This is a genomic window from Herbaspirillum sp. Her4 (genome assembly GCF_057961335.1).
The window spans coordinates 3,681,308-3,702,031 of sequence record NZ_CM176330.1; the positions used below are offsets into that span (position 1 = coordinate 3,681,308).

20 protein-coding genes are annotated in these 20,724 nt (G+C 61.8%); 6 read left to right on the forward strand and 14 right to left on the reverse strand.

Annotated elements, in window-relative coordinates; all coding sequences use genetic code 11:
* The first annotated feature begins 29 nt into the window (after nucleotides 1–29).
* Nucleotides 30–1,397, forward strand: coding sequence for a hypothetical protein (locus tag ACWFUC_RS16660; protein ID WP_489625452.1), 1,368 nt, complete (start codon nucleotides 30–32; stop codon nucleotides 1,395–1,397).
* A gap of 45 nt (nucleotides 1,398–1,442) precedes the next feature.
* On the opposite strand, the gene ACWFUC_RS16665 is transcribed toward ACWFUC_RS16660, so the two are convergent.
* The 11 genes from ACWFUC_RS16665 to ACWFUC_RS16715 form a co-directional block, all read right to left on the reverse strand.
* Nucleotides 1,443–1,598 (reverse strand): hypothetical protein, encoded by a 156-nt coding sequence (locus ACWFUC_RS16665; RefSeq protein ID WP_489625453.1) that lies wholly within the window; start codon nucleotides 1,596–1,598, stop codon nucleotides 1,443–1,445.
* A 24-nt stretch (nucleotides 1,599–1,622) separates the two neighbouring features.
* Complete coding sequence (locus tag ACWFUC_RS16670) at nucleotides 1,623–2,063, reverse strand: hypothetical protein (RefSeq protein WP_489625454.1); 441 nt, start codon at nucleotides 2,061–2,063, stop codon at nucleotides 1,623–1,625.
* 69 nt (nucleotides 2,064–2,132) lie between these two features.
* Nucleotides 2,133–2,618 (reverse strand): YncE family protein, encoded by a 486-nt coding sequence (locus ACWFUC_RS16675; protein ID WP_039788152.1) that lies wholly within the window; start codon nucleotides 2,616–2,618, stop codon nucleotides 2,133–2,135.
* A 178-nt stretch (nucleotides 2,619–2,796) separates the two neighbouring features.
* Nucleotides 2,797–3,369 carry a hypothetical protein gene (locus ACWFUC_RS16680; RefSeq protein WP_489625455.1) on the reverse strand — a complete coding sequence of 191 codons (573 nt, stop codon included), beginning with the start codon at nucleotides 3,367–3,369 and terminating at the stop codon, nucleotides 2,797–2,799.
* A gap of 94 nt (nucleotides 3,370–3,463) precedes the next feature.
* Nucleotides 3,464–3,712, reverse strand: a complete 249-nt coding sequence (locus tag ACWFUC_RS16685; RefSeq protein ID WP_489625456.1) for a hypothetical protein — start codon at nucleotides 3,710–3,712, stop codon at nucleotides 3,464–3,466.
* 55 nt (nucleotides 3,713–3,767) lie between these two features.
* Complete coding sequence (locus ACWFUC_RS16690; protein WP_489625457.1) at nucleotides 3,768–4,091, reverse strand: hypothetical protein; 324 nt, start codon at nucleotides 4,089–4,091, stop codon at nucleotides 3,768–3,770.
* A gap of 290 nt (nucleotides 4,092–4,381) precedes the next feature.
* Nucleotides 4,382–5,185, reverse strand: coding sequence for a transporter substrate-binding domain-containing protein (locus ACWFUC_RS16695; RefSeq protein ID WP_489625458.1), 804 nt, complete (start codon nucleotides 5,183–5,185; stop codon nucleotides 4,382–4,384).
* A gap of 60 nt (nucleotides 5,186–5,245) precedes the next feature.
* Entirely contained in the window at nucleotides 5,246–5,902 is a 657-nt protein-coding gene (pdeM, locus tag ACWFUC_RS16700; RefSeq protein WP_489625459.1) for a ligase-associated DNA damage response endonuclease PdeM, read from the reverse strand.
* On the reverse strand, nucleotides 5,899–8,457 hold the full coding sequence (locus tag ACWFUC_RS16705) for a ligase-associated DNA damage response DEXH box helicase (protein WP_489625460.1): 2,559 nt from the start codon (nucleotides 8,455–8,457) through the stop codon (nucleotides 5,899–5,901). The genes pdeM and ACWFUC_RS16705 overlap by 4 nt, the downstream gene beginning before the upstream one ends.
* The gene (locus ACWFUC_RS16710) at nucleotides 8,438–10,141 is read right to left on the reverse strand and encodes an ATP-dependent DNA ligase (protein ID WP_489625461.1); all 1,704 of its coding nucleotides are present in this window, start codon (nucleotides 10,139–10,141) and stop codon (nucleotides 8,438–8,440) included. The genes ACWFUC_RS16705 and ACWFUC_RS16710 overlap by 20 nt, the downstream gene beginning before the upstream one ends.
* A complete protein-coding gene (locus ACWFUC_RS16715) occupies nucleotides 10,134–11,204 on the reverse strand; it encodes a ligase-associated DNA damage response exonuclease (RefSeq protein WP_209568983.1) in 1,071 nt (356 codons plus the stop codon). The genes ACWFUC_RS16710 and ACWFUC_RS16715 overlap by 8 nt, the downstream gene beginning before the upstream one ends.
* A gap of 353 nt (nucleotides 11,205–11,557) precedes the next feature.
* Between ACWFUC_RS16715 and ACWFUC_RS16720 the strand changes: the two genes are divergently transcribed.
* The 3 genes from ACWFUC_RS16720 (at nucleotide 11,558) to ACWFUC_RS16730 (ending at nucleotide 14,095) form a co-directional block, all read left to right on the forward strand.
* On the forward strand, nucleotides 11,558–12,490 hold the full coding sequence (locus ACWFUC_RS16720; RefSeq protein WP_489625462.1) for an HDOD domain-containing protein: 933 nt from the start codon (nucleotides 11,558–11,560) through the stop codon (nucleotides 12,488–12,490).
* A gap of 522 nt (nucleotides 12,491–13,012) precedes the next feature.
* A complete protein-coding gene (locus ACWFUC_RS16725) occupies nucleotides 13,013–13,762 on the forward strand; it encodes a transporter (RefSeq protein ID WP_489625463.1) in 750 nt (249 codons plus the stop codon).
* A 126-nt stretch (nucleotides 13,763–13,888) separates the two neighbouring features.
* The gene (locus ACWFUC_RS16730; RefSeq protein ID WP_039788137.1) at nucleotides 13,889–14,095 is read left to right on the forward strand and encodes a hypothetical protein; all 207 of its coding nucleotides are present in this window, start codon (nucleotides 13,889–13,891) and stop codon (nucleotides 14,093–14,095) included.
* Between the two features lie 87 nt (nucleotides 14,096–14,182).
* Here ACWFUC_RS16730 and prpF read toward each other — a convergent pair whose 3' ends face one another.
* From prpF to ACWFUC_RS16745, 3 genes are read right to left on the reverse strand one after another with little or no spacing between them, the layout of a single operon-like run.
* Entirely contained in the window at nucleotides 14,183–15,373 is a 1,191-nt protein-coding gene (prpF, locus tag ACWFUC_RS16735) for a 2-methylaconitate cis-trans isomerase PrpF (protein ID WP_287019532.1), read from the reverse strand.
* Complete coding sequence (acnD, locus tag ACWFUC_RS16740) at nucleotides 15,370–17,991, reverse strand: Fe/S-dependent 2-methylisocitrate dehydratase AcnD (RefSeq protein WP_489625464.1); 2,622 nt, start codon at nucleotides 17,989–17,991, stop codon at nucleotides 15,370–15,372. Before acnD ends, prpF begins: the two co-directional genes overlap by 4 nt.
* A gap of 53 nt (nucleotides 17,992–18,044) precedes the next feature.
* Nucleotides 18,045–18,767, reverse strand: a complete 723-nt coding sequence (locus ACWFUC_RS16745; protein WP_134222347.1) for a GntR family transcriptional regulator — start codon at nucleotides 18,765–18,767, stop codon at nucleotides 18,045–18,047.
* A 262-nt stretch (nucleotides 18,768–19,029) separates the two neighbouring features.
* Between ACWFUC_RS16745 and ACWFUC_RS16750 the strand changes: the two genes are divergently transcribed.
* Both ACWFUC_RS16750 and ACWFUC_RS16755 read left to right on the forward strand, forming a co-directional pair.
* Entirely contained in the window at nucleotides 19,030–19,767 is a 738-nt protein-coding gene (locus tag ACWFUC_RS16750) for an IclR family transcriptional regulator (RefSeq protein ID WP_034332582.1), read from the forward strand.
* Nucleotides 19,768–19,905: 138 nt separating this feature from the next.
* Nucleotides 19,906–20,658, forward strand: coding sequence for a glutamine ABC transporter substrate-binding protein (locus ACWFUC_RS16755; RefSeq protein WP_489625551.1), 753 nt, complete (start codon nucleotides 19,906–19,908; stop codon nucleotides 20,656–20,658).
* Nucleotides 20,659–20,724 lie beyond the last annotated feature (66 nt).

A 20,724-nucleotide genomic window follows, 5' to 3' on the forward strand; every position in this document is an offset into this window, starting at 1 on the left:
CTTTTTCTGTATTGACTCCCTTCGATCCGATGCAACGACGATTCACTCTCCCTGTCGCCGCCATCCTGCTGGCCGCTCCCTTCTGCCTGAACCCGGCCCATGCCGCAGATTCCGCAGGCGTCTGCAATACCGAGCAAACGCTGGACAAGGACCAGCTGGCTGCCACGCTGATCCGTACCTATCCCGTGAGTACCGCCTATCTGTCGGTCGGCAAGGAGCCAGCGCCGCTGAACTCGCCGCGTGCGCTGGTCGCCTGGCTGCTGCAAAAGCGCGCCACGGAAAAGTCAGGGGGACAGGCCTGCCAGGGCGACAGCTGCAACGTCGACCACATGGCGGCCGATGTGCAATCGCTGCTGGATGGCAAGGATGCCAGTTTCCAGCCGAGTGGCCGCAGCGATGTCATCGCCTTCTTCCGCGACAACAGCCGCGTGGCCTTGCGCTGCACGACGGCCGATGCCACTCCGCGGCTGGCCCATGCAGATGCCGCCTTGCGCATGGGCGTGGCACCGGCTCCTGCATCGACGCCAGCGGCCGCACCTGCCGCGCCGGCCACGGCGCAGGCTCAGGAGGCTCAGCAGGCGGGCTGGATGGACCATGTACGTATTCGCGGCAATCCTGACCAGCTTTCCATCGATCATCGCAACAAGGCGGCTTTTGCCTCGGTCGATCGGGCCAGGGTGTCGCTGGCCAATGACGATGTGGCGCAATCGCGTACCAATGATGTTGTGGTGTTTGCCGGATATTCGCTGGACAAGCGGCCCATGGGCGAGCCGGGCAGCACCTATGAGGCGGTGCCTTATGTGGGCTTCAAGCAGAACCGGGTGACCACCTATGACACGGGCAATCCCGAGATCACCACGACGCGCACCAGCCAGATCGGGATGCTGTCCGCCTTCCACTTCGCGCATGCGGATACGGCCAATACGGAGGATCTGACGGCGCGTCCCGACTACCTTGTCAACAATACCGACGGCAGCCGCCTGCTGACGGTCAACTTCACGCTTACGCCGGTTCGCCCGGGCGTGCTCAACGATTTCCTGCGCTGGAACAACGGGCTGGCGTTCAAGCCGATTCTGATCGGCCAGAGCCGTAACGGTATCTACATCAACCGGGGGGATCCGGATGTCTACGACCAGCACCGGGATTTCATCCGACTGGGGGCGCAGGCGGGGTTCACGCTGTCTTCGACCAATCCGGCCTTGCCGTTTGATTTCACCACGACCTATACCGGATTGAAGGCTTTGCAGGGCAATCGCAGCATTCATTACTGGAAGTCGGTGCTGACTTACAACTTCAACCAGAACGTGGGCCTGAGCCTGGATTATTCGAACGGCTTGCTGCCGGATAGCGGGGATGCGGAACGCAAGTGGGGGTTGGGGGTGTCGAGCAAGTTCTGATGAGTGGACGCAGCGCTGACGGGGTCGGCGGCGCTGTCGCGATGCTTAATCGCATCCTGCGCCAAGCCCGTAGAGCAGCCATTTTCTCTGGTCGAGTCGGAGGCTGCGGCTTTCCACGCAGGCTTCGTCGGCAAAGAACATCACCTCAATTTGCTCATCGGTGACGGTTGTGGTGACTTGCCAGGCTTCACCGGCTTTCATCAGGTGATCGAGCAGCTCGTCGTTTCATCTTGACGCCAGGAATTCACTGAGTACTTCTTTGAGCTCGTCCTTGGATAGATAGCCAGTGCTGAGGATCGTATCGAGATCCTTTCTGGTAAGTGGATGATTCCTGAGAAGTTTCAGCAGCGCTTCGTGACGGAAAGGAGCTGCTTCTAACGGGGCGATCATGGTCGGATCCGGCAGGTTCTCCAGCGGCAGTGGCATGCGGTCGATGTTGACGTAGATCTTGTAGCGGGAAAATCCTTCAGGGAAAGACGTATCGTAATAGAGCGTTGTACCGACTGGCAGCACACCATTTGATGCCTGTTCGGTACTGAGTTGTAAAGGTGTGGTGAGGCGGTGGATTTTTACGGTAGCGGGCTTCCAGATAAGGTAGCCGCAGAACAGCAAACTTGCGGCAGTGGCCCCGCCAAGGAAAGAAAGTATTGTGCTTGGTATTTTCATGATTCGTAAATTTCTGAGCGTGAGCCTTTTGCACCTCGACATCATGAGGGCAGCAGGAGTCAGTGATTGTTAGCCTGACAGCTTTCCGGGGAAAGGCGAGCATGTCTCATCATCAAGCTTCATGTCGTAGATATACCCGACCACCTTTCCTTTGGCCAGGTCCACGACTTCGTCATCGACGATCGCCATTGTCTGATCCTTGCTGAAACGGGCTTCAAAAGGGCCACGCGTGCGCGTGAAATGACCGACCGGCTTGCCCCGCCGGAGATCGATGACATAGATCTTGTTGAATGGCGGGACGCCCATCGGTAGCTTGCGCTGGTCGATTCCCCAGACGATGGCGTGGGTCCGGGCGCAGTTGACGGCCCATTGATTCACCGGAATGTCCAGTTGGACGGCGACAGTGCGTCTGCCCGCTTCAAAAGCGAATTGGTTGCCGACAGCGCGGAAGGAACTGCGATGCACGGGAGTTTCGGCTCCAGCCCGCGCAGGGCAGGCAAAGAGTGCGAGAAGAAAGAGAGCTAGAGAGTAGTTTGACGTCAGCATCAGGCGCATGATCGGAGGTTTTGATTTCAATTGATCCTGCGGTCACGGCGAAGCCATGGCTGCGCAGAATTTAACTTCATGGAACGGGCCGGCGGCATACAGTTACAAGCGCATCCAGAATCATGCACTCTGTACCGACATGTTTGAGGAGCCGATCGCTCCGTGCCATCAAATCGTATTGATGTCTTCATTGTTCAATACGAACTTTTCCTAGCAATTGTTTGAAGCTTTGAAGTTCACCATAGTCCAGACACTGGGCGACGGTGACGCTGATCTTTTCGTGGCCCTTGAATGCAGTGAAGCAACTCATGACATAACCTCTATCGTGCGGAGAAAAATACTCGATATCCTCTCCATTTATTGTCCAACCTCGCTCTGCGAGCGTCCGGATAGCTTTCCGCTTTGATACGGAATCAGGAGAAATAATCACTTCAAGCTTTGTTTGATTAAAAACGGGCCTTCCCGATTTAAAGCGAAATCCTGACTGTTTCAGAAGATGTTGTTTGTCGGTTGATGTCGCGATGATGGCTCTTTCTTTATCAAATTCATTAGCACTCCCAGAGATTGATTCTGGGTGTTCATAAGTGGCATAAGTCACATTGTCTGACTGCGTGCAGTTTGTGAGCGTTATGCTCTTATCCTTTATCTTTACCTGCTGGCATCGTGAGAATGTTTGATTCGACGGCGTGGTTTCGCTTGCGTTTGCCTGGGTGGCAGCAAGGGTCATCAGGATCGCTTGCGCGGTATTGCGGAGTGTCATTCATTTTTCTCCAAATTGATGTGAAGGCTTACTATTTTTCATTGGCATGACGAGGATTCTGTCGGCACGCCACCTTTGGCATCTGGGCGAAAAACTAATCGCAAGCACTACCGATTGCCGTAATCATCCAGCGCCCTTTTTTGCGCACCAACTCTCGGTCAGAAATGCAGGCTTCGTTGGGCATGTAGGTGATACTGACCCGGTTAGCTGAGATTTCTACACTGACATCCCATGCCTCGCCTGCGCTCAATAATCGTTCTGCAAGCGCCGCGTCGGCTTTGACTCTTTGGGTGCGCTCCACGTAGTTTTCATCCATCCATGTGCGGTCTATGAACTTGCTCATATGCCGTAGCAAGTAGTTTTTGCTGGCTTCCGTCTTCTTTGCGCATAGGAGCGTCTCAACTAAATCCGCAGATCCTTCCGGTAGTTCTGCCCGGCTCGGTGCCGATGAATGGCTTGAGATCGAGATCGGTGGAAACCGAAAGGGCATCGATGTCGAACTGGAAGTTGTCATTGACGCTCTCCTGGCCGTGGAAGCACTCCACGACCAGGGATTCAGACAGACCGGCTTCTTGCGCGCTGTCCAGCCTGATCAGGCGCGCGTGTTGCGACAGGCCGGGGCCGAAGAGCGAAGAGGGGAAGCCAGAAAGGAGTGTGGAAGGAAAGCGCGGTGCAACGGGCGCGCTGTGCTGCCTGCCGGGCGGTGCTGCATCTTGGGTCACGGGATAGCCTCATCTTGATGGTCCGCCATTCGCGCTGTACTGCGAATGAACGTGTGTTGGTCTTCAACACCACGCTGGCATCAAGTTGTCCCCGTGCTACCCCCGTATCGACTGCTGCATGGCAGCGGCGCTCAGCATTAAGCCCGCTCATTTTTGTGCCGTGCATTTTGCCAATCCTGGCCTTCACCCTCCATCGAAAAAGTTCGTTAATTCATGACTGAAATATGGGCAAGAAAAATAAAGCTTCATGCCGCAGCATGGCGACATGAAGCTTCAACCAGATTTGCTCTTTACTGGAACGTGCTGGCCATCTTCGCCGGTAGCGGCACATTGAGCCATCTCTGCACGATGGCATTGAGTTCGCCGCTCTTCTTGGCCGCCGTCAGCACCTCGTTGACCTTGCCCAACAAGGCCGTCTCGCCCTTGTTCAAGCCGACGTTGCAGGCCGATTCCTGGATGATGTACTTGAGCACCGGCTTGTTGTTGGGTGCCTTCTCCGCCAGGGCGTAGGCCACGAAGTCACCCGTGCCCACCAGCTGTACCTGGCCCGAGACATAGGCCGAGATCATGGCGTTGTTGTCCTCGTAGCGTTTGATGGTGGCGCTCTTGGGCGCCGTGTCGGTCAGTTGCAAATCCTGGAAGGTACCGCGTGCCACGCCCACGGTCTTGCCGGCCAGGTCCGCAGGGCCGCTCACCGCCACACTGGCCACACCGAACACGCTGTTGTTGTAGGGTGCATAGGGCTGGGAAAAATCGATCACCTTCTCACGCTCGGCATTCTTGCCCAGGGTGGAGATCACCAGGTCGGCCTTGTGGGTCTGCAGGTAGGCGATGCGATTGGCGCTGGCCACCGGAACCAGTTGCACCTTGACGCCCATTTTCTGGGCGATCAGCTTGGCCACATCGATGTCCAGCCCCTGCAATTGCAGGTCCGTATTGACGGAACCGAAAGGCGCAAAGTCCTGCGGTACGCCGATGCGCACCACGCCGGCCTTCTGGATGTCGGCCAGTGCATCGGCCTGTGCCGGCGCGTTGGCCAGCACGCCCAGACTGAGTGCAATCGAAAGGGCCAGCAGGCGGTGTTTGGATGTCATTTTCTTGGTCTCCTCGTATGAATATCAGCGCGCCGATGATACCCCGTATTGGAGGGCGGTTCAGCCGGGCAGCGGCAAGACACAATCCTCGGCCGCCAGGTAGATGCGCTGCCCCGGCAAGGCATCGACACGATAGCCGCCCGTGAACGCGCCAAACGCCGGGAGCATGGCCCAGCGCCCATCCACCACGAAGCAGGGCAGCCGCAAGCTGTCGCCCGCCGAGGACAGGCGATACACCGGATGCACATGGCCGACAATGGCAAAGGCACCCTCAACCGTCTGCGGATGATGGCAAAAGGCCAGCGGGCCGATCCGCCAGGGTTCATCGACCAGCTCCATGCCCAGTGCTTCAGGCGGATCCCCCGCATGATGGTCGTGATTGCCGCGCACCAGCGTGAGCGTCAGTCCCGCGTTGCGCTCACGCCATTGCGCCAGCGCCGCGAGCGTTCCTGCAGCACGGCCCGCGCGAGCATGCAGGAAATCCCCAAGGAACACGATGTGACGCACCGCATGCTGCTGAACCAGCGCATCAATGGCCTCCAGGTTGGCGCGGGTCGTGCCGTGCGGGACGGGAATGCCGCCCGCCCGAAACGCCGCCGCCTTGCCGAAATGCACATCGGCCAGGATCAGCATGCCGCGCTCGCGCCACAGCAGGGCGCGTTCCGGCAACATGGTCAGGATGGCGCCATCGGCGTCGAAGCTGGGGTATTGCATCATGCGGAAGTCCGGGGCTTGGCCATGCGCCGTGCGGCGGGCTGGGGTTGTTCACGAGAGGCGGTCTTGTCGGCGGCACCTTCCAGCTCGCGCAGCATGCGTGCGACGCGGTCCGCCAGTTTCTCGGTCGAGAGTTTCTCTCGGAAGCGTTCCACCATCAGCGGCAGCGCAAACGGGGTAGGGCGCTCCAGTTGCACCAGCGTCATGGCGCGCGCCCGCAGCTCGGCGAGGGTGCTGCGCAGGCGCTCCAGTTCCAGCTCCTGTTCCATTACCTCGCGCTGGGCCTGGGTGAGCAGCAGATTGCCGGCATCATGCTTGCGGAAGACCTCGAAGAACAGCGCCGACGACGCCTGCAACTGGCGCGCGTTCTTGTGCTGGCCCGGATAGCCTTGGCTGACCAGTCCGGCAATGCGGGCGATCTCGCGGAAGCGCCGTTGCGACAATTCCGTCGCGTTCAGGCTGGCGAGTACGTCCTCCAGCAAATGCTCTTCGCTGAAAAGGTCCTGCGCCTGTTGCGGGGCCAGGCGGGCCATCTCCACCTGGTCTGCCGCCAGCAATTCGAAACCATAGTCGTTCACGGCAATGGAGAAGGTGGCTGCGCGCGTGCTGGCAAGTCGCCAGGCCAGTAGCGAGGCCAGCCCCATGTGGACCAGACGCCCGGCAAAGGGATAGAAGAACAGGTGATGCCCTTCGCGGCTTTTGAGGGCTTCCACCACCAGCCGCTTACCCGTCGGCAGCGCCGACCAGGCATGCTGCAAGGCCAGCAGCGGCTGCACGGCCTGCATCTCGGGGCCGTCGAAGTGCTGTTGCTCGGCTTGTTGCAAACGATCCAGGACGGCATGCGCCAGTGTCGAGGACAAGGGCATGCGCCCGCCTTGCCAGCGAGGAACCGCGCCACTGCCGGCGGTGCTGCGGCGGACCCAGGCCGTCATCTCATGCACCCGGACAAATTCCAGCACCCGCCCCCCGAAGAGAAAACGGTCACCCGGACGCAGGCGCGCGATGAAACCTTCTTCGATGGTGCCGATGCGTCCGCCCTTCATGTACTGCACATGCAGGCTGGCATCGGCCACGATGGTGCCGATGTTCATGCGATGCCGGCGCGCGATGGCCGGCACATCCACACGGTAGACGCCATCCTCGCCCTGGCACACCCGGTGATATTCGGGATAGGCGGTCAGGCTCTGGCCCCCGCGCACCACGAAATCCAGCGCCCACTGCCACTGGTCCTCACGCAGATCGCGATAGGACCACGCTTGCCGTACTTCCTCTAGCAGCGCATCGGCCTGGAAGCCGCCGCCCAGCGCGATGGTGACCAGATGCTGCACCAGCACGTCCAGTGGCGTTTCCGGTACCGGACGCTGTTCCACACGACCCGCTGCGATCGCATCCTGGGCCGCGATGGCTTCCACCAGTTCCAGGCTGTTGGTCGGCACCAGCGTGGCGCGCGAACTGCGACCCGGAGAGTGGCCGGAACGTCCGGCACGTTGCAGCAAGCGGGCCACGCCACGCGGACTGCCGATCTGCAATACCCGCTCTACCGGCGTGAAATCCACTCCCAGGTCCAGGCTGGAGGTGCAGACCACGGCCTTGAGCCGGCCATCGCGCAGGCCGTGTTCGACCCAGTCCCGCACTTCGCGGTCCAGCGAGCCATGGTGCAAGGCGATGATGCCAGCCCAGTCAGGCCGGGCGTCCAACAAATTCTGGTACCAAAGTTCAGCCTGGGACCGGGTATTGGTGAAGACCAGCGTACTGCCACTGGCCTCGATCTCCTGCACCACGGCCGGCAGCATCTGCATGCCCAGGTGGCCGGCCCAGGCGAAGCGTGCCGGTTGCGGCGGCAGAAGGGTGTCGATGACGATGCGCTTGCGCTGTTCGCCGCGTACCAGTACGCCTTGTTCGGCAGCTGCCGGACCCAGCAGGGCTTGCAGCGATTGCTCAAGATTGCCGAGCGTCGCCGACAGCCCCCAGACCACCATTCCGGGCCGCCAGCGCCGCAGTCGCGCCAGCGCCAATTGCACCTGCACGCCGCGCTTGTTGCCCATCAGCTCATGCCATTCATCGACGATGACGGCATCGAGCCTGGCAAAGCGCTGCCGGGCATCGGCTTGCGAAAGCAGCAGGGACAGGCTTTCAGGGGTGGTCACCAGCGCCTGCGGCAGGGATTTCATCTGGCGCGCACGTTCGCCGGAGGCGGTATCGCCGGTCCGCATGCCCGCCTGCCAGTGCGGCAGCAGATCGGCCAGCGGCGCTTGCAGGGCGCGCAGGGTGTCGGCCGCCAGGGCGCGCATCGGTGTAATCCACAAGACCCGCAAGCCAGGCGCGTTGGCGGGCAGGTCAGGCATGCCGAACCTCGGCTCGGCATGGAGCAGGGCTCCGAACCAGACGGCATAGGTCTTGCCCGACCCCGTGCCGGAATGCAGCAAGCCGCTTTGGCCGCTGGCAGCGGCCTGCCAGACGGCGCGCTGGAAATCGAAGACTTCCCAGCCGCGCTGGCTGAACCATTGTTCTGCGCGTTTCAGTGCGGGCGCACGGGAGTTAGTCGTCTTGCGAGGCACGATGCAGTTCTTTCTGTTTTTCTTCAGGCGGCACGCTGGCCGACGGCCCCAGCAGCGCCCGCAGGCTGGCCAGGGTATCGGCCTGCTCGATGGTCTTCTCCAGACGCTGGCGCAGAATGCGCGGGAAGCGCACGGCGATGCCTGCCTTGTGGCGCGAGGACAGCGCAATTCCCTCGAAGCCGATCTCGAACACCATGCTCGGCTTGACGCTGCGGACGGGGCCGAATTTCTCGATGGTCGTCTTGCGGATGGCCTGGTCCACCACGGCAATTTCGGCATCGGTGAGGCCGGAATACGCCTTGGCGAAAGGTACGAGCTTGCGTTCGCCCTGGTCATCCGGTGCATCCCAGACCGCGAAGGTGTAATCGGTGTAGAGCGAGGCGCGCCGGCCATGGCCGGCCTGGGCGTAGATCAGCACGGCATCGATGGAATAAGGATCGACCTTCCACTTCCACCAGGTGCCGACATTGCGCGTGCGGCCGATGCCGTAATGGGCTTCCCGTTGCTTGAGCATCATGCCTTCCACACCGCGTTCGCGCGAGGTGCTGCGCAATTGCGCCAGCGCCTCCCAGTCGCCCGAGGCGATTTGCGGTGCCAGCATCAGCGCCGGGCTTGCATGGGCCTGCACCAGCGTTTCAAGCCGGCTGCGGCGTTCGTGCTGGGGCAGGCTGCGCAGGTCTTGCCCATCCTGCTCCAGCAGGTCGTAGGCAATCAAACCCGCCGGAAGGTCCGCCAGCAGTCGGGCGGTCAGGTTCTTGCGGCCGATGCGTTTCTGCAGGTCGGCGAAGGGGGCCACACGATCGGCCTGGGGGCCGGAATCGGGCAGGCGGATCACGATCTCGCCATCGATCACGGTGCCGTCCGGGAGGGCCAAAGCGGCCAGTTCGGGGAAGCGATCCGTGATCAATTCTTCACCGCGCGACCACAGCCAGTTGCTTCCCTGACGCCGCACCAGCTGGGCGCGGATGCCGTCGTATTTCCATTCGACTTGCCAGTCCGAGAGCGGACCCAGGGTGTCCGGTGTCTCCAACAGGGGATGCGCCAAAAAGAAAGGATAGGGCTGGCCGCCCTGCAACTGCGCATCCTGGCCGTCCGCCGGCGCGATGAGCGCGGCGAAACGGCGGGCGTCCGGACGGGCGCGGCCATCGGTCCAACCAACCATGCGTTGCGCCACCAGTTTGGGATCGAGTTGCGCGACGCTGGCCAGTGCACGCGTGACCAGCAGCCGCGACACGCCCACGCGGAAACCACCGCCGATCAGTTTGGCGAGCAGGAAGCGTCCCTGCCAGTCCAGTTCATCCCAGGCAGCAAACAAGGCGGTGCGGATCACGGCAGGATCGGCCCCGCGCAAGGGCGCGATGCGCTCTTCCATCCAGCGCGCCAGGCCCAGGTCGCTTGACCCCTTGGACGGCGGCAGGACGTGGGCGATGGTCTCGGCCAGGTCGCCGACGCTGTGATAGCACTCCTCGAACAGCCATTCATCGATCTGCGCGAATTCCATGGCGCATTGCTTGAGCAAGCCCGTCGGGACGGCCTGGCGCGGCTTGCCGCCTGCCAGGAAATACACCGCCCAGGCTGCATCGGCGGCATCGGCGCGGCCGAAGTAATCCTGCAGGGCCGCCAGCTTGCGGGTAGTGGAGGTGGTGGCGTCCAGTTCGGCATACAGCCGTGAAAATTCACGCATGGCCGCCTTCCTGCGCCGTCACGGCGGCGGCGGGGCTGGGGTTCTCGTCAGTTTCTTCATCTCCGTATTCAGTCGCGAAGGCCCCGGCATCCAGGCCGTTCTGACGCAGCCAGCGCACCATGGTGGCGACCTGGCCGTGGGTGACGATGACGCGTTCAGCACCGGTGGCGTGGATGGCTTCGTGCAGGGCCGGCCAGTCCGCATGGTCGGAGAGGATGAACCCGCGATCCACGCCACGCCGGCGGCGCGTGCCGCGCAAGCGCATCCAGCCGCTGGCGAAGGCATCGCTGTAGTCGCCGAAGCGGCGTATCCAGGGCGACCCGGCCGCCGATGGCGGGGCAATCACCAGACTGCCCGCGTAGGCGGCCGCCTTGCCGCGCTTGCTGGCTTCCGCTTCGCCGACCGTCAGGGTCTCCGGCAGGGCGATCCCGGCCTCGCGGTAGAGGCGATTGAGCGGCTCTACCGCGCCATGGCACACGATGGGGCCGATGCTGGCATCGATGCCGTGCAGGATGCGCTGCGCCTTGCCGAAGGAATAGCAGAACAAGACGCTGGCACGCCCTTCGGCGGCATTGCTGCGCCACCATTGGTTGATTTCCTCGAAAATTTCCCGCTGTGGTTGCCAGCGGTAGATCGGCATGCCGAATGTGGATTCGGTAATGAAGGCGTCGCAGCGTACCGGCTCGAAGGGGGCGCAGGTGCCATCCGCTTCCAGCTTGTAGTCACCGGAGGCTACCCAGATGCGGCCTTCATGTTCCATGCGCAGTTGCGCCGAGCCCAGCACGTGGCCGGCCGGGTGCAACGACAGGCGCACGCCATTGTGGGTGATGGTTTCGCCATAGGGCAGGGGCTGCAGGTTGATCTCTGCGCCCAGCCGCGCACGCAGGATGCCGGCCCCCGGCGCTGCTGCCAGATAGTGGCCATGCCCCACGCGCGCGTGGTCGGCGTGGGCATGCGTAATCACCGCGCGCGCCACCGGTCGCCAGGGATCGATGTAGAAATCGCCGGGCACGCAATACAGGCCCTCCTTGCGTACCACGACCATGTCTTCCTTGCCTGCCATTGCTGATGTGTCCTCGCTCTGCCTTGTCGAAATCGTGCGGCTCCGTTGTGCCGTGTCCGGCGGGCTTTGTCCATGCCTGCCGCGTCCTTGTCCCGGCTTTGCCGCGAGTTATATGAAAATTCAGGCAAATTTGCCGCTACTTGTCCCGCTCGGTCAGCTTAACGGCAAGCCGGTCCGGAAGCTGTCAGCGCCTGTCTTGCCTTTCTGTCAGCGGGAAGGTCGCACGCATGCATGAAACTTGATTTCAGTTTGCAATGATGCAACGCACAACGGCTATTATTTGGGTATGCTTGTCGTCAATTCCAATTGGCTTTGCGCCAAGCATCGAACTCAAAAGAATCACACCAATCCTCATGTCTCATTACGTCGATCCCAAGGTTTTCCGTGAACTGCAAGACTCCGAAGTCTTGCCTGCGCCTTCCGGCGTGCGTCTGAAGATCATGCAGATGTGCCAGCAGGAAGACATCGCGCTGCCGGATCTGGTGGCGCAGGTGCAGGGTGACCCGGTACTGGCCGGCCGCCTGATCCAGATTGCCAACATCCCCAACATCAACAAGGGGCGCATGGTTGCAGCCGTCAATGTCGAGCTGTTGCTGATGGTGGGGCTGCACGCGGTACGCCAGATGGCGCTGGCGATTTCGCTGACGGAATCGGCTCGGCGCGGCGATTGCAAGGAATTCGATTACGACCTGTTCTGGAGCCGTTCCACGGCCATGGCCTGCGCCGGCCAGGCGTTGGGCGACCTGCTGCAGGTGGCTCCCCCGGCAGAAATGTTCACCATCGGCCTGCTGGCCGATATCGGCCGCCTGGGTCTGGCCTCGGCCCGTCCCAAGCGGTATGGCGAACTGCTGGCTAGCGGCGTGCAGGGCAGCCATTTGCGCCAGGAAGAAAAGGCGTTGTTCGGATTCAATCACCTGGAGCTGGCCGCCGCGATGATGCAGGACTGGCATTTCCCCAAGCTCTTCTGTGAAACGGTGCTGTATCACCACGACGCCGACAATACCGGCATGGACGAGGAAGACCGCCAGCAGCGTCTGATTCGCTTGCTGGAACTGGCGGCCTGCGTGGCGGACGTCTGCGTGGCCAGCGATGCCGCACGGCCAGCTTTGCTGCCGCGCCTGCTGGCGCTGGGTGAGCGCTTCGAGTTGCCGCTCTCCAGCCTGGAGTACCTGTGCGGCCGCGTTTCATGGGACTGGAGTGACTGGGGGGCCTTGCTCAAGGTGCCGACCCGGGTGCTGCGCGAGATCGGGACCGAACTGGCTGCCGCCGCGGAAAAGCCGGAGTGACGGATCTGCAAGAATCGTCAGATTTAGTCATGAAAAATCGAAGTTTTTTGTTGCTGATTTGTCAGTCGCCGATGGTACTATCCCCCTCGCTCTGGAAGTGAAGCGCCTCTGTTGACCGTCAGGATCGCTGCAGGAACCGCCTGCAGCCGTCATTCCCCGTCATCATCAGACCCTGCCAAAACTTCGCTTCCAGCCGCATGCAAGGCTCGATGAACCCAGCCAGATTGATGTTCCTTCCGTAAAAGCCACGGCATTTACCGCAGCCACCAACGAGGACATATTCATCAATAAGGCCTTGCCTGCGCCTCTCCTGTCCGGAATGCCTGGCAAATTCCTTTGCTAATGTGTCCCGGCATGGCAGCGGCGCGATTTCCCTTCGGTTCGCTCCGACCACTTTGCTGTACCCGTCGCCTGCGGCGTGCTCCGTCACGTCCGTGGCAGGCACGGGTGTGTCAGTGTGGCCACGCGAATGCCGTACCGATCAAAACAAAGTACACAAAGTACAAGAAAGTGGGGTCTTTCATGAAAAACAACACCATCCGTCTGTCCTGCCTGACCGCACTGCTGCTGGCAGCCAGCCATCCCGCCTTCGCGGCCCATCCGCTGAACACCGACGATGCGGGCGTACAGGGGGCCGGCGGCATCCAGCTCGAAATGAATACCGACTGGAGCAAGCAGAGTGGCGATGCCGGCCACGTCGGGGCATTTACGTTCACCTATGGTGTCACCGACAAGCTCGACCTGTTCTTCAACCTGCCACAGACCTTTCAGTCGCCTAACGGTACGGGGGTGGGCGATGTCTCTGTAGGAGCCAAATGGCGCTATTACGAGGCGGACGGCCTGGCCCTGGCGCTCAAGCCGGAATTGTTCATGCCCAGCGGCGAGGAAAGCAAGGGGCTGGGAAGCGGCCGCAACGGCATGGGCCTGACCGGCATCGCTTCCTACGAGACCGGCCCCTGGACCCTGCACGGCAACCTGGGCCTGCGCTACAGCCCGTACAAGCTGGAGACTGACCAGGAAACGAAGCGCAAGACCATCTGGCGCGCCTCGGTGGCGGTCTGGTATGGGCTGAACGAACAATGGCGTCTGGTGGCCGATACCGGCGTGGCACAGAATCAGGACGCGTCCAGCCGGAAATTGCCCTCGTATGCCCTGGTGGGGGCCATCTGGTCGCCCAACAAGACGGTGGACATCGATGCTGGTGCCAAATTCGGCCTGAACAAGGCCGAGGTGACGCGCCAGCTCGGTGTCGGGGTGACCTTGCACTTCTGATGAGGTAGTGAGCAGGCAGCTCACAGATCTTCTTCTCTGTGCGCTGCAACATGCAATGCGCTGGAAAGCCGCGCCAAATCTGCTATCGTTGACCTTGGCGCTAGGCCACGACTAAGGAGACGACATATGGATCTGGTGGAAAAATTCGATGCCAAGGGCAAGACCGGCGCACCTTACCACGTAGAGGTGTACCAGACGCAGCAGGACGAGGCCGATGAAGCGGCCCGGGCCTTCAGCCGCAGCTACAAGCTGGCTGATGGTCGCGCGCTGGATCCCCTGACCAACGAGAAATTCAGGATCGTCCAGACCGGGGAGAAAATCTACCGCGTCTGAGTCCACCCTGGACCCGCAAGCCGATCAAGCCGGCACCGCAAGGTGGCCGGCTTTTTCATGTCTGCAGCCACTGGCCGCAGCCTCGCCTCAGAACGCATCCCCCGGCACCCGCACCCACCCCTCCATCAACACCCGCGCGCTGCGGCTCATGATGGCCTTGGTGACGACCCACTGGCCGTCTTCCAGCTTCGCTTCCGCACCGACACGCAAGGTCCCGGACGGATGGCCGAAGCGTACGCTGGTGCGTTCACCGCCGCCGGCCGCCAGGTTCACGAGCGTTCCGGGAATGGCGGCTGCCGTGCCGATGGCCACGGCAGCCGTGCCCATCATGGCGTGGTGCAGCTTGCCCATGGACATGGCACGCACCAGCACGTCGGTATCCTGTACCGTGACGGTCTTGCCGCTCGAAGAGACATATTCCTTGGGCGGCGCAACAAACGCGACCTTGGGCGTGTGCTGCCGGGTCGCGGCTTCTTCCACCTTGCTGATCAATCCCATGCGGATCGCTCCATGGGCGCGGATGGTCTCGAAGCGGGCCAGCGCGGCGGGATCGCTGTTGATGGCGTCCTGCAGTTCGGTGCCGGTATAGCCGATCTCGTCGGCATTGAGGAAGATGGTCGGGATGCCCGCATTGATCATGGTGGCCTGGAAGCTGCCGACGCCGGGCACTTCCAGCGTATCGACCACGTTTCCGGTGGGGAACATGGCACCCCCTGCGCCTTCTTCCTCGGCCGCCGGGTCCATGAATTCCAGCTGGACTTCCGCGGCGGGGAAGGTCACGCCATCCAGTTCGAAGTCGCCGGTTTCCTGCACCTGTCCGCCGCGAATGGGCACGTGGGCCACAATGGTCTTGCCGATGTTGGCCTGCCAGATGGTGATGACGGCCACGCCGTCCTGCGGCAACTTGGACGGGTCCACCAGCCCGGCGGAAATCGCGAAAGGACCGACCGCTGCGGACAGGTTGCCGCAATTGCCGCTCCAGTCGACGAAATCCTTGTCGATGGAGACCTGGCCGAACAGGTAGTCGACATCATGGCCCGGCCGCTCGCTGCGTGAAATGATCACTGTCTTGCTGGTGCTGGAAGTCGCACCGCCCATGCCGTCGATCTGCTTGCCATAGGGATCGGGACTGCCAATCACCCGCTGCAGCAGCTTGTCGCGTGCACGGCCCGGGACGCGGGCGGCCTCGGGCAGGTCGTCCAGCTTGAAGAATACGCCTTTGCTGGTGCCACCCCGCAGGTAGGTGGCGGCAATGCGGATCTGGGGGACTTGGCTCATGCTTGTTCCTTGGTGTTCTGGCCGGCGTTGGCGGAGGCTTCCAGGAAATCCTGGGCGAAGCGTTGCAGCACGCCGCCGGCTTCGTAGATCGACACTTCTTCGGCGGTATCGAGGCGGCAGGTCACCGGCACTTCCACACGCTCGCCATTCTTGCGTTGGATCACCAGCGTCAGGTCGGCGCGCGGACGGCGCTGGCCGATGACGTCATAGGTTTCGGTACCGTCGATGGCGTAGGTATTGCGGTTTTCGCCGGCCTTGAATTCCAGCGGCAGCACGCCCATGCCGATCAGGTTGGTACGGTGGATGCGTTCGAAGCCTTCGGCCACGATGGCTTCCACACCCGCCAGGCGCACGCCCTTGGCGGCCCAGTCGCGCGAGGAACCCTGGCCGTAATCAGCCCCGGCAATGATGATCAGCGGCTGCTTGCGTTCCATGTAGGTTTCGATGGTTTCCCACATGCGCATGACTTTGCCTTCCGGTTCCAGGCGCGCCAGTGAACCTTGTTGCACGCTGCCATCGGCCTTCCTGACCATTTCGTTGAACAGCTTGGGATTGGCAAAGGTGGCGCGCTGCGCGGTCAGGTGGTCGCCCCGATGGGTGGCGTAGGAATTGAAGTCTTCTTCCGGCAAGCCCATCTTGGCCAGGTATTCGCCGGCCGCGCTGTCGAGCAGGATGGCGTTGGAGGGCGAGAGGTGGTCGGTGGTGATGTTGTCGCCCAGCACGGCCAGCGGACGCATGCCCGAGAGCGTGCGCTCACCGGCCAGCGCACCTTCCCAGTAGGGCGGACGGCGGATGTAGGTGCTTTGGGGACGCCAGTCGTACAGCGGGCTGACCGATTGGCTGCGGTCCACGCGGGCGGAGAACATCGGGGTGTAGACATTGCGGAATTGCTGGGGCTTGACTGCGGTAGCCACCACGGCATCGATTTCCTCGTCGCTGGGCCAGATGTCCTTGAGACGGATTTCCTTCCCTTCGGCGGTCACGCCCAGCACGTCCTGTTCGATGTCGAAACGGATGGTGCCGGCAATGGCATAGGCCACCACCAGCGGCGGCGAGGCCAGGAAAGCCTGCTTTGCGTACGGATGGATGCGGCCATCGAAGTTGCGGTTGCCGGACAGTACGGCAGTGCTGTACAGGTCGCGGTCGATGATCTCCTGCTGAATCTTCGGGTCAAGCGCGCCGGACATGCCGTTGCACGTCGTGCAGGCAAAGGCGACGATGCCGAAGCCCAGCTTTTCCAGGTCAGCGGTCAGGCCCGCTTCTTCCAGATACAGTTCCACCGCCTTGGAGCCGGGGGCCAGCGAGCTCTTGACCCACGGCTTGCGGGTCAGGCCCAGGCGATTGGCATTGCGTGCCAGCAGGGCAGCTGCGATCACGTTGCGCGGGTTGCTGGTGTTGGTGCAACTGGTGATGGCGGCGATGATGACGGCGCCATCGGGCATCTTGCCTGGCTCGTTCTCCACCTTGCCGGCGATGCCTTGGGCGGCCAGTTCGGAGACCGGCAGGCGCTTGTGCGGATTGCTGGGACCGGCCAGGGTACGGACCACGGTGGAGAGGTCGAAGCGCAGCACGCGCTCGTATTCGGCCTTGCTGAGGCTATCGGACCACAGGCCGGCCTCCTTGGCATAGGTTTCTACCAGCTTGACCTGTTCATCTTCGCGACCGGTCAGCTTCAGGTAGTCGATGGTCTGCTGATCGATGGAGAACATGGCGGCCGTCGCGCCATACTCCGGGGCCATGTTGGAGATGGTGGCGCGATCCCCCAGCATCAGGCTGGCCGCGCCATCGCCATAAAATTCCAGATAGGCCCCCACCACCTTCTGCTTGCGCAGGAATTCGGTCAGCGAGAGCACGATGTCGGTGGCCGTGATGCCGGGCTGGCGGCGGCCGCTCAGTTCCACGCCGATGATGTCGGGCAGGCGCATCCAGGAGGCGCGGCCGAGCATGACGTTTTCCGCTTCGAGGCCACCCACGCCGATGGCGATCACGCCCAGCGCGTCCACGTGCGGGGTGTGGCTGTCGGTGCCGACCAGGGTGTCGGGGAAGGCCACGCCATCCTTGGCGTGGATCACCGGCGACATCTTCTCCAGGTTGATCTGGTGCATGATGCCGTTACCGGGCGGGATCACGTCCACGTTTTCGAACGCCAGCTTGGTCCAGTCGATGAAGTGGAAGCGGTCTTCATTGCGGCGGTCTTCGATGGCGCGATTCTTTTCGAAGGCCTGCGGATCGTCGCCGCCACATTCCACCGCCAGCGAGTGGTCCACGATCAGTTGCACCGGTACCACCGGGTTGACCTTGGCCGGGTCGCCGCCCATGTCGGCAATTGCGTCGCGCAAGCCGGCCAGATCCACCAGCGCGGTCTGGCCCAGGATGTCGTGGCACACCACGCGCGCCGGGAACCACGGGAAGTCCAGTTCACGCTTGCGTTCGATCAGCTGGCGCAGTGAATCCGTCAGGGTCGCCGGATCACAGCGGCGCACCAGGTTTTCTGCCAGCACACGGGAAGTGTAGGGCAGGGTTTCCCATGCGCCAGGATGGATCGCTTCCACGGCGGCGCGGGCATCGAAATAATCCAGTCGGGTGCCGGGCAGTTGCTTGCGGTATTGGGTATTCATGGCGGTTGGCTCGTGTCTCGTTGATGGAATGGTTGTTGTGTGGAGGAATGCGTTCAGGCCTGATCGCGCTGCTGCCCGGTACTGCCGGGCCCGGTCTGGGCGATCTGGTGTTCGATGTTGCGGCGGGAGGCCCCGATGTGACGTCGCATCAGCAGGTCGGCCAGTTCGCCGTCGCCATCGGCCAGGGCATCGAGGATGCGGTGGTGTTCGGCAAAGGCCTGGCGTGGCCGGTTGGGAGCGGCCGAATACTGGATGCGATACATGCGCGCCAGCTGGTACAACTCGCCGCAGAGAATGCGCGTGAGGATCTGGTTGCCGCTGGCCTGGATGATCTTGTAATGGAAGTCGTAGTCGCCTTCTTGCTGGTAGTAGCCACGTCCAGCCTGGAAGGCTTCATCCTTCTCGTGGGTTTCCAGCACCCGGCGCAGTTCGTCCAGCTCGGCGCGGCTCATGCGCTGCGCCGCCAGGCGGCAAGCCATGCCTTCCAGCGATTCGCGGATCTGGAACAGTTCCACCAGGCCCTCGAGGGTCAGTGACACCACGCGCGCACCCACGTGGGGCACGCGCACCAGCAGGTTCTGTCCTTCCAGACGGTGGATGGCTTCGCGCAGCGGGCCGCGGCTGATGCCGTAGGTGCGGGCCAGTTCCGGTTCGGAAATCTTGCTGCCGGGCGCGATCTCGCCCTGCACGATGGCGCTCTGGATTTTGCGAAAAACGTGTTCGGAGAGGGTTTCTCCGTCACGTTCGGCACCAGGCAGTGCAATCAGCTCGCTCATGGGTTTTTCGCCGTGTCGACAATATTTTCAAAATGGTGCCTTTAATCATAGCACTTTGCCCTAAAAAGGGAAGAAGTGTCGACACCGAAACAATTTCGGCACTACCCAGTAAAAAAATAGCATGAGGCAATTTTCGTTACAGGTGAGAAAATTCAGCCGCCCGCTGGGAATATATGAAAAAGTAGCTCAAAATTTTTCTATTTATTTCCTCATATACGGGAATCGTTCGCCCAAAGTGAGAATTTAACCTTATATTGCCGCCATGGACTCACCACAAACCTCTACCATCGTTGACCGCGTTCTCCACGTACTCGCCGGCGTGGCCCGTGCCGGCAAGCCCGTCAGTGCCAAGCAGATTGCTGCGATGGTGCAACAACCGGTCAGTACCGTTTATCGCCACCTGGCATCCCTCAAGAAATGGGGACTGTTGCAGGAACACATGAATTCCGGCACCTTCGAGCCGGGGCCGACCGGGGTACAGCTGGCGTGGGGGTTCGACCAGAACTCCAACCTCATCAGCCAGAGCCGCGAGGAAATCATTTCGCTGGTCCAGCGCAGCGGGGAGAGCGTGGGCCTGCTGGTGCCGATCAACGGCCAGATGGTGTGCATCGCCATGGAAGAAAGCGACCAGCCACTGCGCTGCTCCTTCACCAAGGGCCGGGCACATCCCTTGCTTAAGGGAGCATCGGCCAAGAGCCTGCTGGCCTTCATGCCACGCAAGCTGCAACAAAAACTGGTGGCCGACCAGCTGGGCGACAAGCCCGAGGAAGCCGCCGCGCTGGAAGCACAGCTCGATGAGATCCGCCGTCGCGGCTATTCCATCAGCGAGAGTGAAGTGGACCTGGGCGTGTGGGGCGTCTCGGTACCCATCATGACTTCCAATGGCCGCCTGGAAGGCACCATCACCCTGATGGCGCCGGCCCTGCGCGTGGGTAACCGCGAACAGGAGCTGGTCCGCATGACGGTGGAGTCCGCCCAGCGCATATGTAATCGTTTTTAAGCCAGTCAGGCTGCGCCGTCCGGAGAGACGGTGCTGGCTGGACGCGGGAGGGCCCCATCCGGGCCCAGGGATGAATAATCCATTACGCCGGTACCCCGGCGTCCAGTCCATGTCGTCGTTTCTACCGAGGAACTCATGATGAAGCTTTCCCGCCTGCTGTGCGCCGTCTCGGCCAGCCTGTTTCTGCTGGTGGCGGCCGCGCCTGCCGCCCGTGCCGCCGACAACGTGATCCGTGTCGGTACCGATGCCACCTTCCCGCCGATGGAATTCGTCAAGGATGGCAAACGTACCGGTTTCGATATCGAATTGATGGAAGCCCTGGCCAAAACCATGGGCAAGAAGATCCAGTGGATCGACATCGACTTCAAGGGCCTGATTCCCGGCCTCATTTCCAACCGCTTCGACATCGCTGCCTCGGCCATCTACATGACCGACGAGCGCCGCAAGGTGGTTACCTTCAGCGATCCCTACTATCGGGGTGGTCTGGCCGTGCTGGTGCGGCGTGACGACACCAGCATCAAGGTGCCGGAAGACCTGAACAAGGGAAAGCGCGTCTCGGTTCAGGTCGGCACCAAATCGGTGAGCTATCTGCGTGACAACTTCCCCGGCGTGGAACGCGTGGAAGTGGAAAAGAACCAGGCCATGTTCGACCTGCTGGCCACCGGCCGCGTCAATGCGGTGGTGACCGGCCGTCCGGCCGCCGTCGAATATGCCCGCACCCAGCCGCTGGTACGTGTGCTGGACAAGGGATTGACCACCGAACTGTATGGTTTTGCCCTGCGCAAGAACGATACCGCGCTGGTCGAGCATCTCAACAAGGCCCTGCAGACCTTGCGCATGAACGGCACCTACGATGCGCTGACCGAAAAGTGGTTTGCCAGGAAGGACTGAGATCCTGCGCACCTGGCCTGGCGTTGTCGCCGGGCTCCTCCATTCCTCTCTGCATGGCCGACCCGG

Bases quoted from the DNA above. Each gene is read 5' to 3' on its own strand.
- prpF (WP_287019532.1), bottom strand. From the start codon at position 15,373: ATGAGCCAAGTCCCCCAGATCCGCATTGCCGCCACCTACCTGCGGGGT.
- ACWFUC_RS16710 (WP_489625461.1), bottom strand. From the start codon at position 10,141: ATGCGTGAATTTTCACGGCTGTATGCCGAACTGGACGCCACCACCTCC.
- ACWFUC_RS16725 (WP_489625463.1), top strand. From the start codon at position 13,013: ATGAAAAACAACACCATCCGTCTGTCCTGCCTGACCGCACTGCTGCTG.
- pdeM (WP_489625459.1), bottom strand. From the start codon at position 5,902: ATGATGCAATACCCCAGCTTCGACGCCGATGGCGCCATCCTGACCATG.
- ACWFUC_RS16665 (WP_489625453.1), bottom strand. From the start codon at position 1,598: ATGAAAGCCGGTGAAGCCTGGCAAGTCACCACAACCGTCACCGATGAG.
- ACWFUC_RS16750 (WP_034332582.1), top strand. From the start codon at position 19,030: ATGGACTCACCACAAACCTCTACCATCGTTGACCGCGTTCTCCACGTA.
- ACWFUC_RS16685 (WP_489625456.1), bottom strand. From the start codon at position 3,712: ATGAGCAAGTTCATAGACCGCACATGGATGGATGAAAACTACGTGGAG.
- ACWFUC_RS16695 (WP_489625458.1), bottom strand. From the start codon at position 5,185: ATGACATCCAAACACCGCCTGCTGGCCCTTTCGATTGCACTCAGTCTG.
- ACWFUC_RS16670 (WP_489625454.1), bottom strand. From the start codon at position 2,063: ATGAAAATACCAAGCACAATACTTTCTTTCCTTGGCGGGGCCACTGCC.
- ACWFUC_RS16745 (WP_134222347.1), bottom strand. From the start codon at position 18,767: ATGAGCGAGCTGATTGCACTGCCTGGTGCCGAACGTGACGGAGAAACC.
- ACWFUC_RS16675 (WP_039788152.1), bottom strand. From the start codon at position 2,618: ATGCGCCTGATGCTGACGTCAAACTACTCTCTAGCTCTCTTTCTTCTC.
- ACWFUC_RS16755 (WP_489625551.1), top strand. From the start codon at position 19,906: ATGAAGCTTTCCCGCCTGCTGTGCGCCGTCTCGGCCAGCCTGTTTCTG.
- acnD (WP_489625464.1), bottom strand. From the start codon at position 17,991: ATGAATACCCAATACCGCAAGCAACTGCCCGGCACCCGACTGGATTAT.
- ACWFUC_RS16715 (WP_209568983.1), bottom strand. From the start codon at position 11,204: ATGGCAGGCAAGGAAGACATGGTCGTGGTACGCAAGGAGGGCCTGTAT.
- ACWFUC_RS16720 (WP_489625462.1), top strand. From the start codon at position 11,558: ATGTCTCATTACGTCGATCCCAAGGTTTTCCGTGAACTGCAAGACTCC.
- ACWFUC_RS16660 (WP_489625452.1), top strand. From the start codon at position 30: ATGCAACGACGATTCACTCTCCCTGTCGCCGCCATCCTGCTGGCCGCT.
- ACWFUC_RS16730 (WP_039788137.1), top strand. From the start codon at position 13,889: ATGGATCTGGTGGAAAAATTCGATGCCAAGGGCAAGACCGGCGCACCT.
- ACWFUC_RS16680 (WP_489625455.1), bottom strand. From the start codon at position 3,369: ATGACACTCCGCAATACCGCGCAAGCGATCCTGATGACCCTTGCTGCC.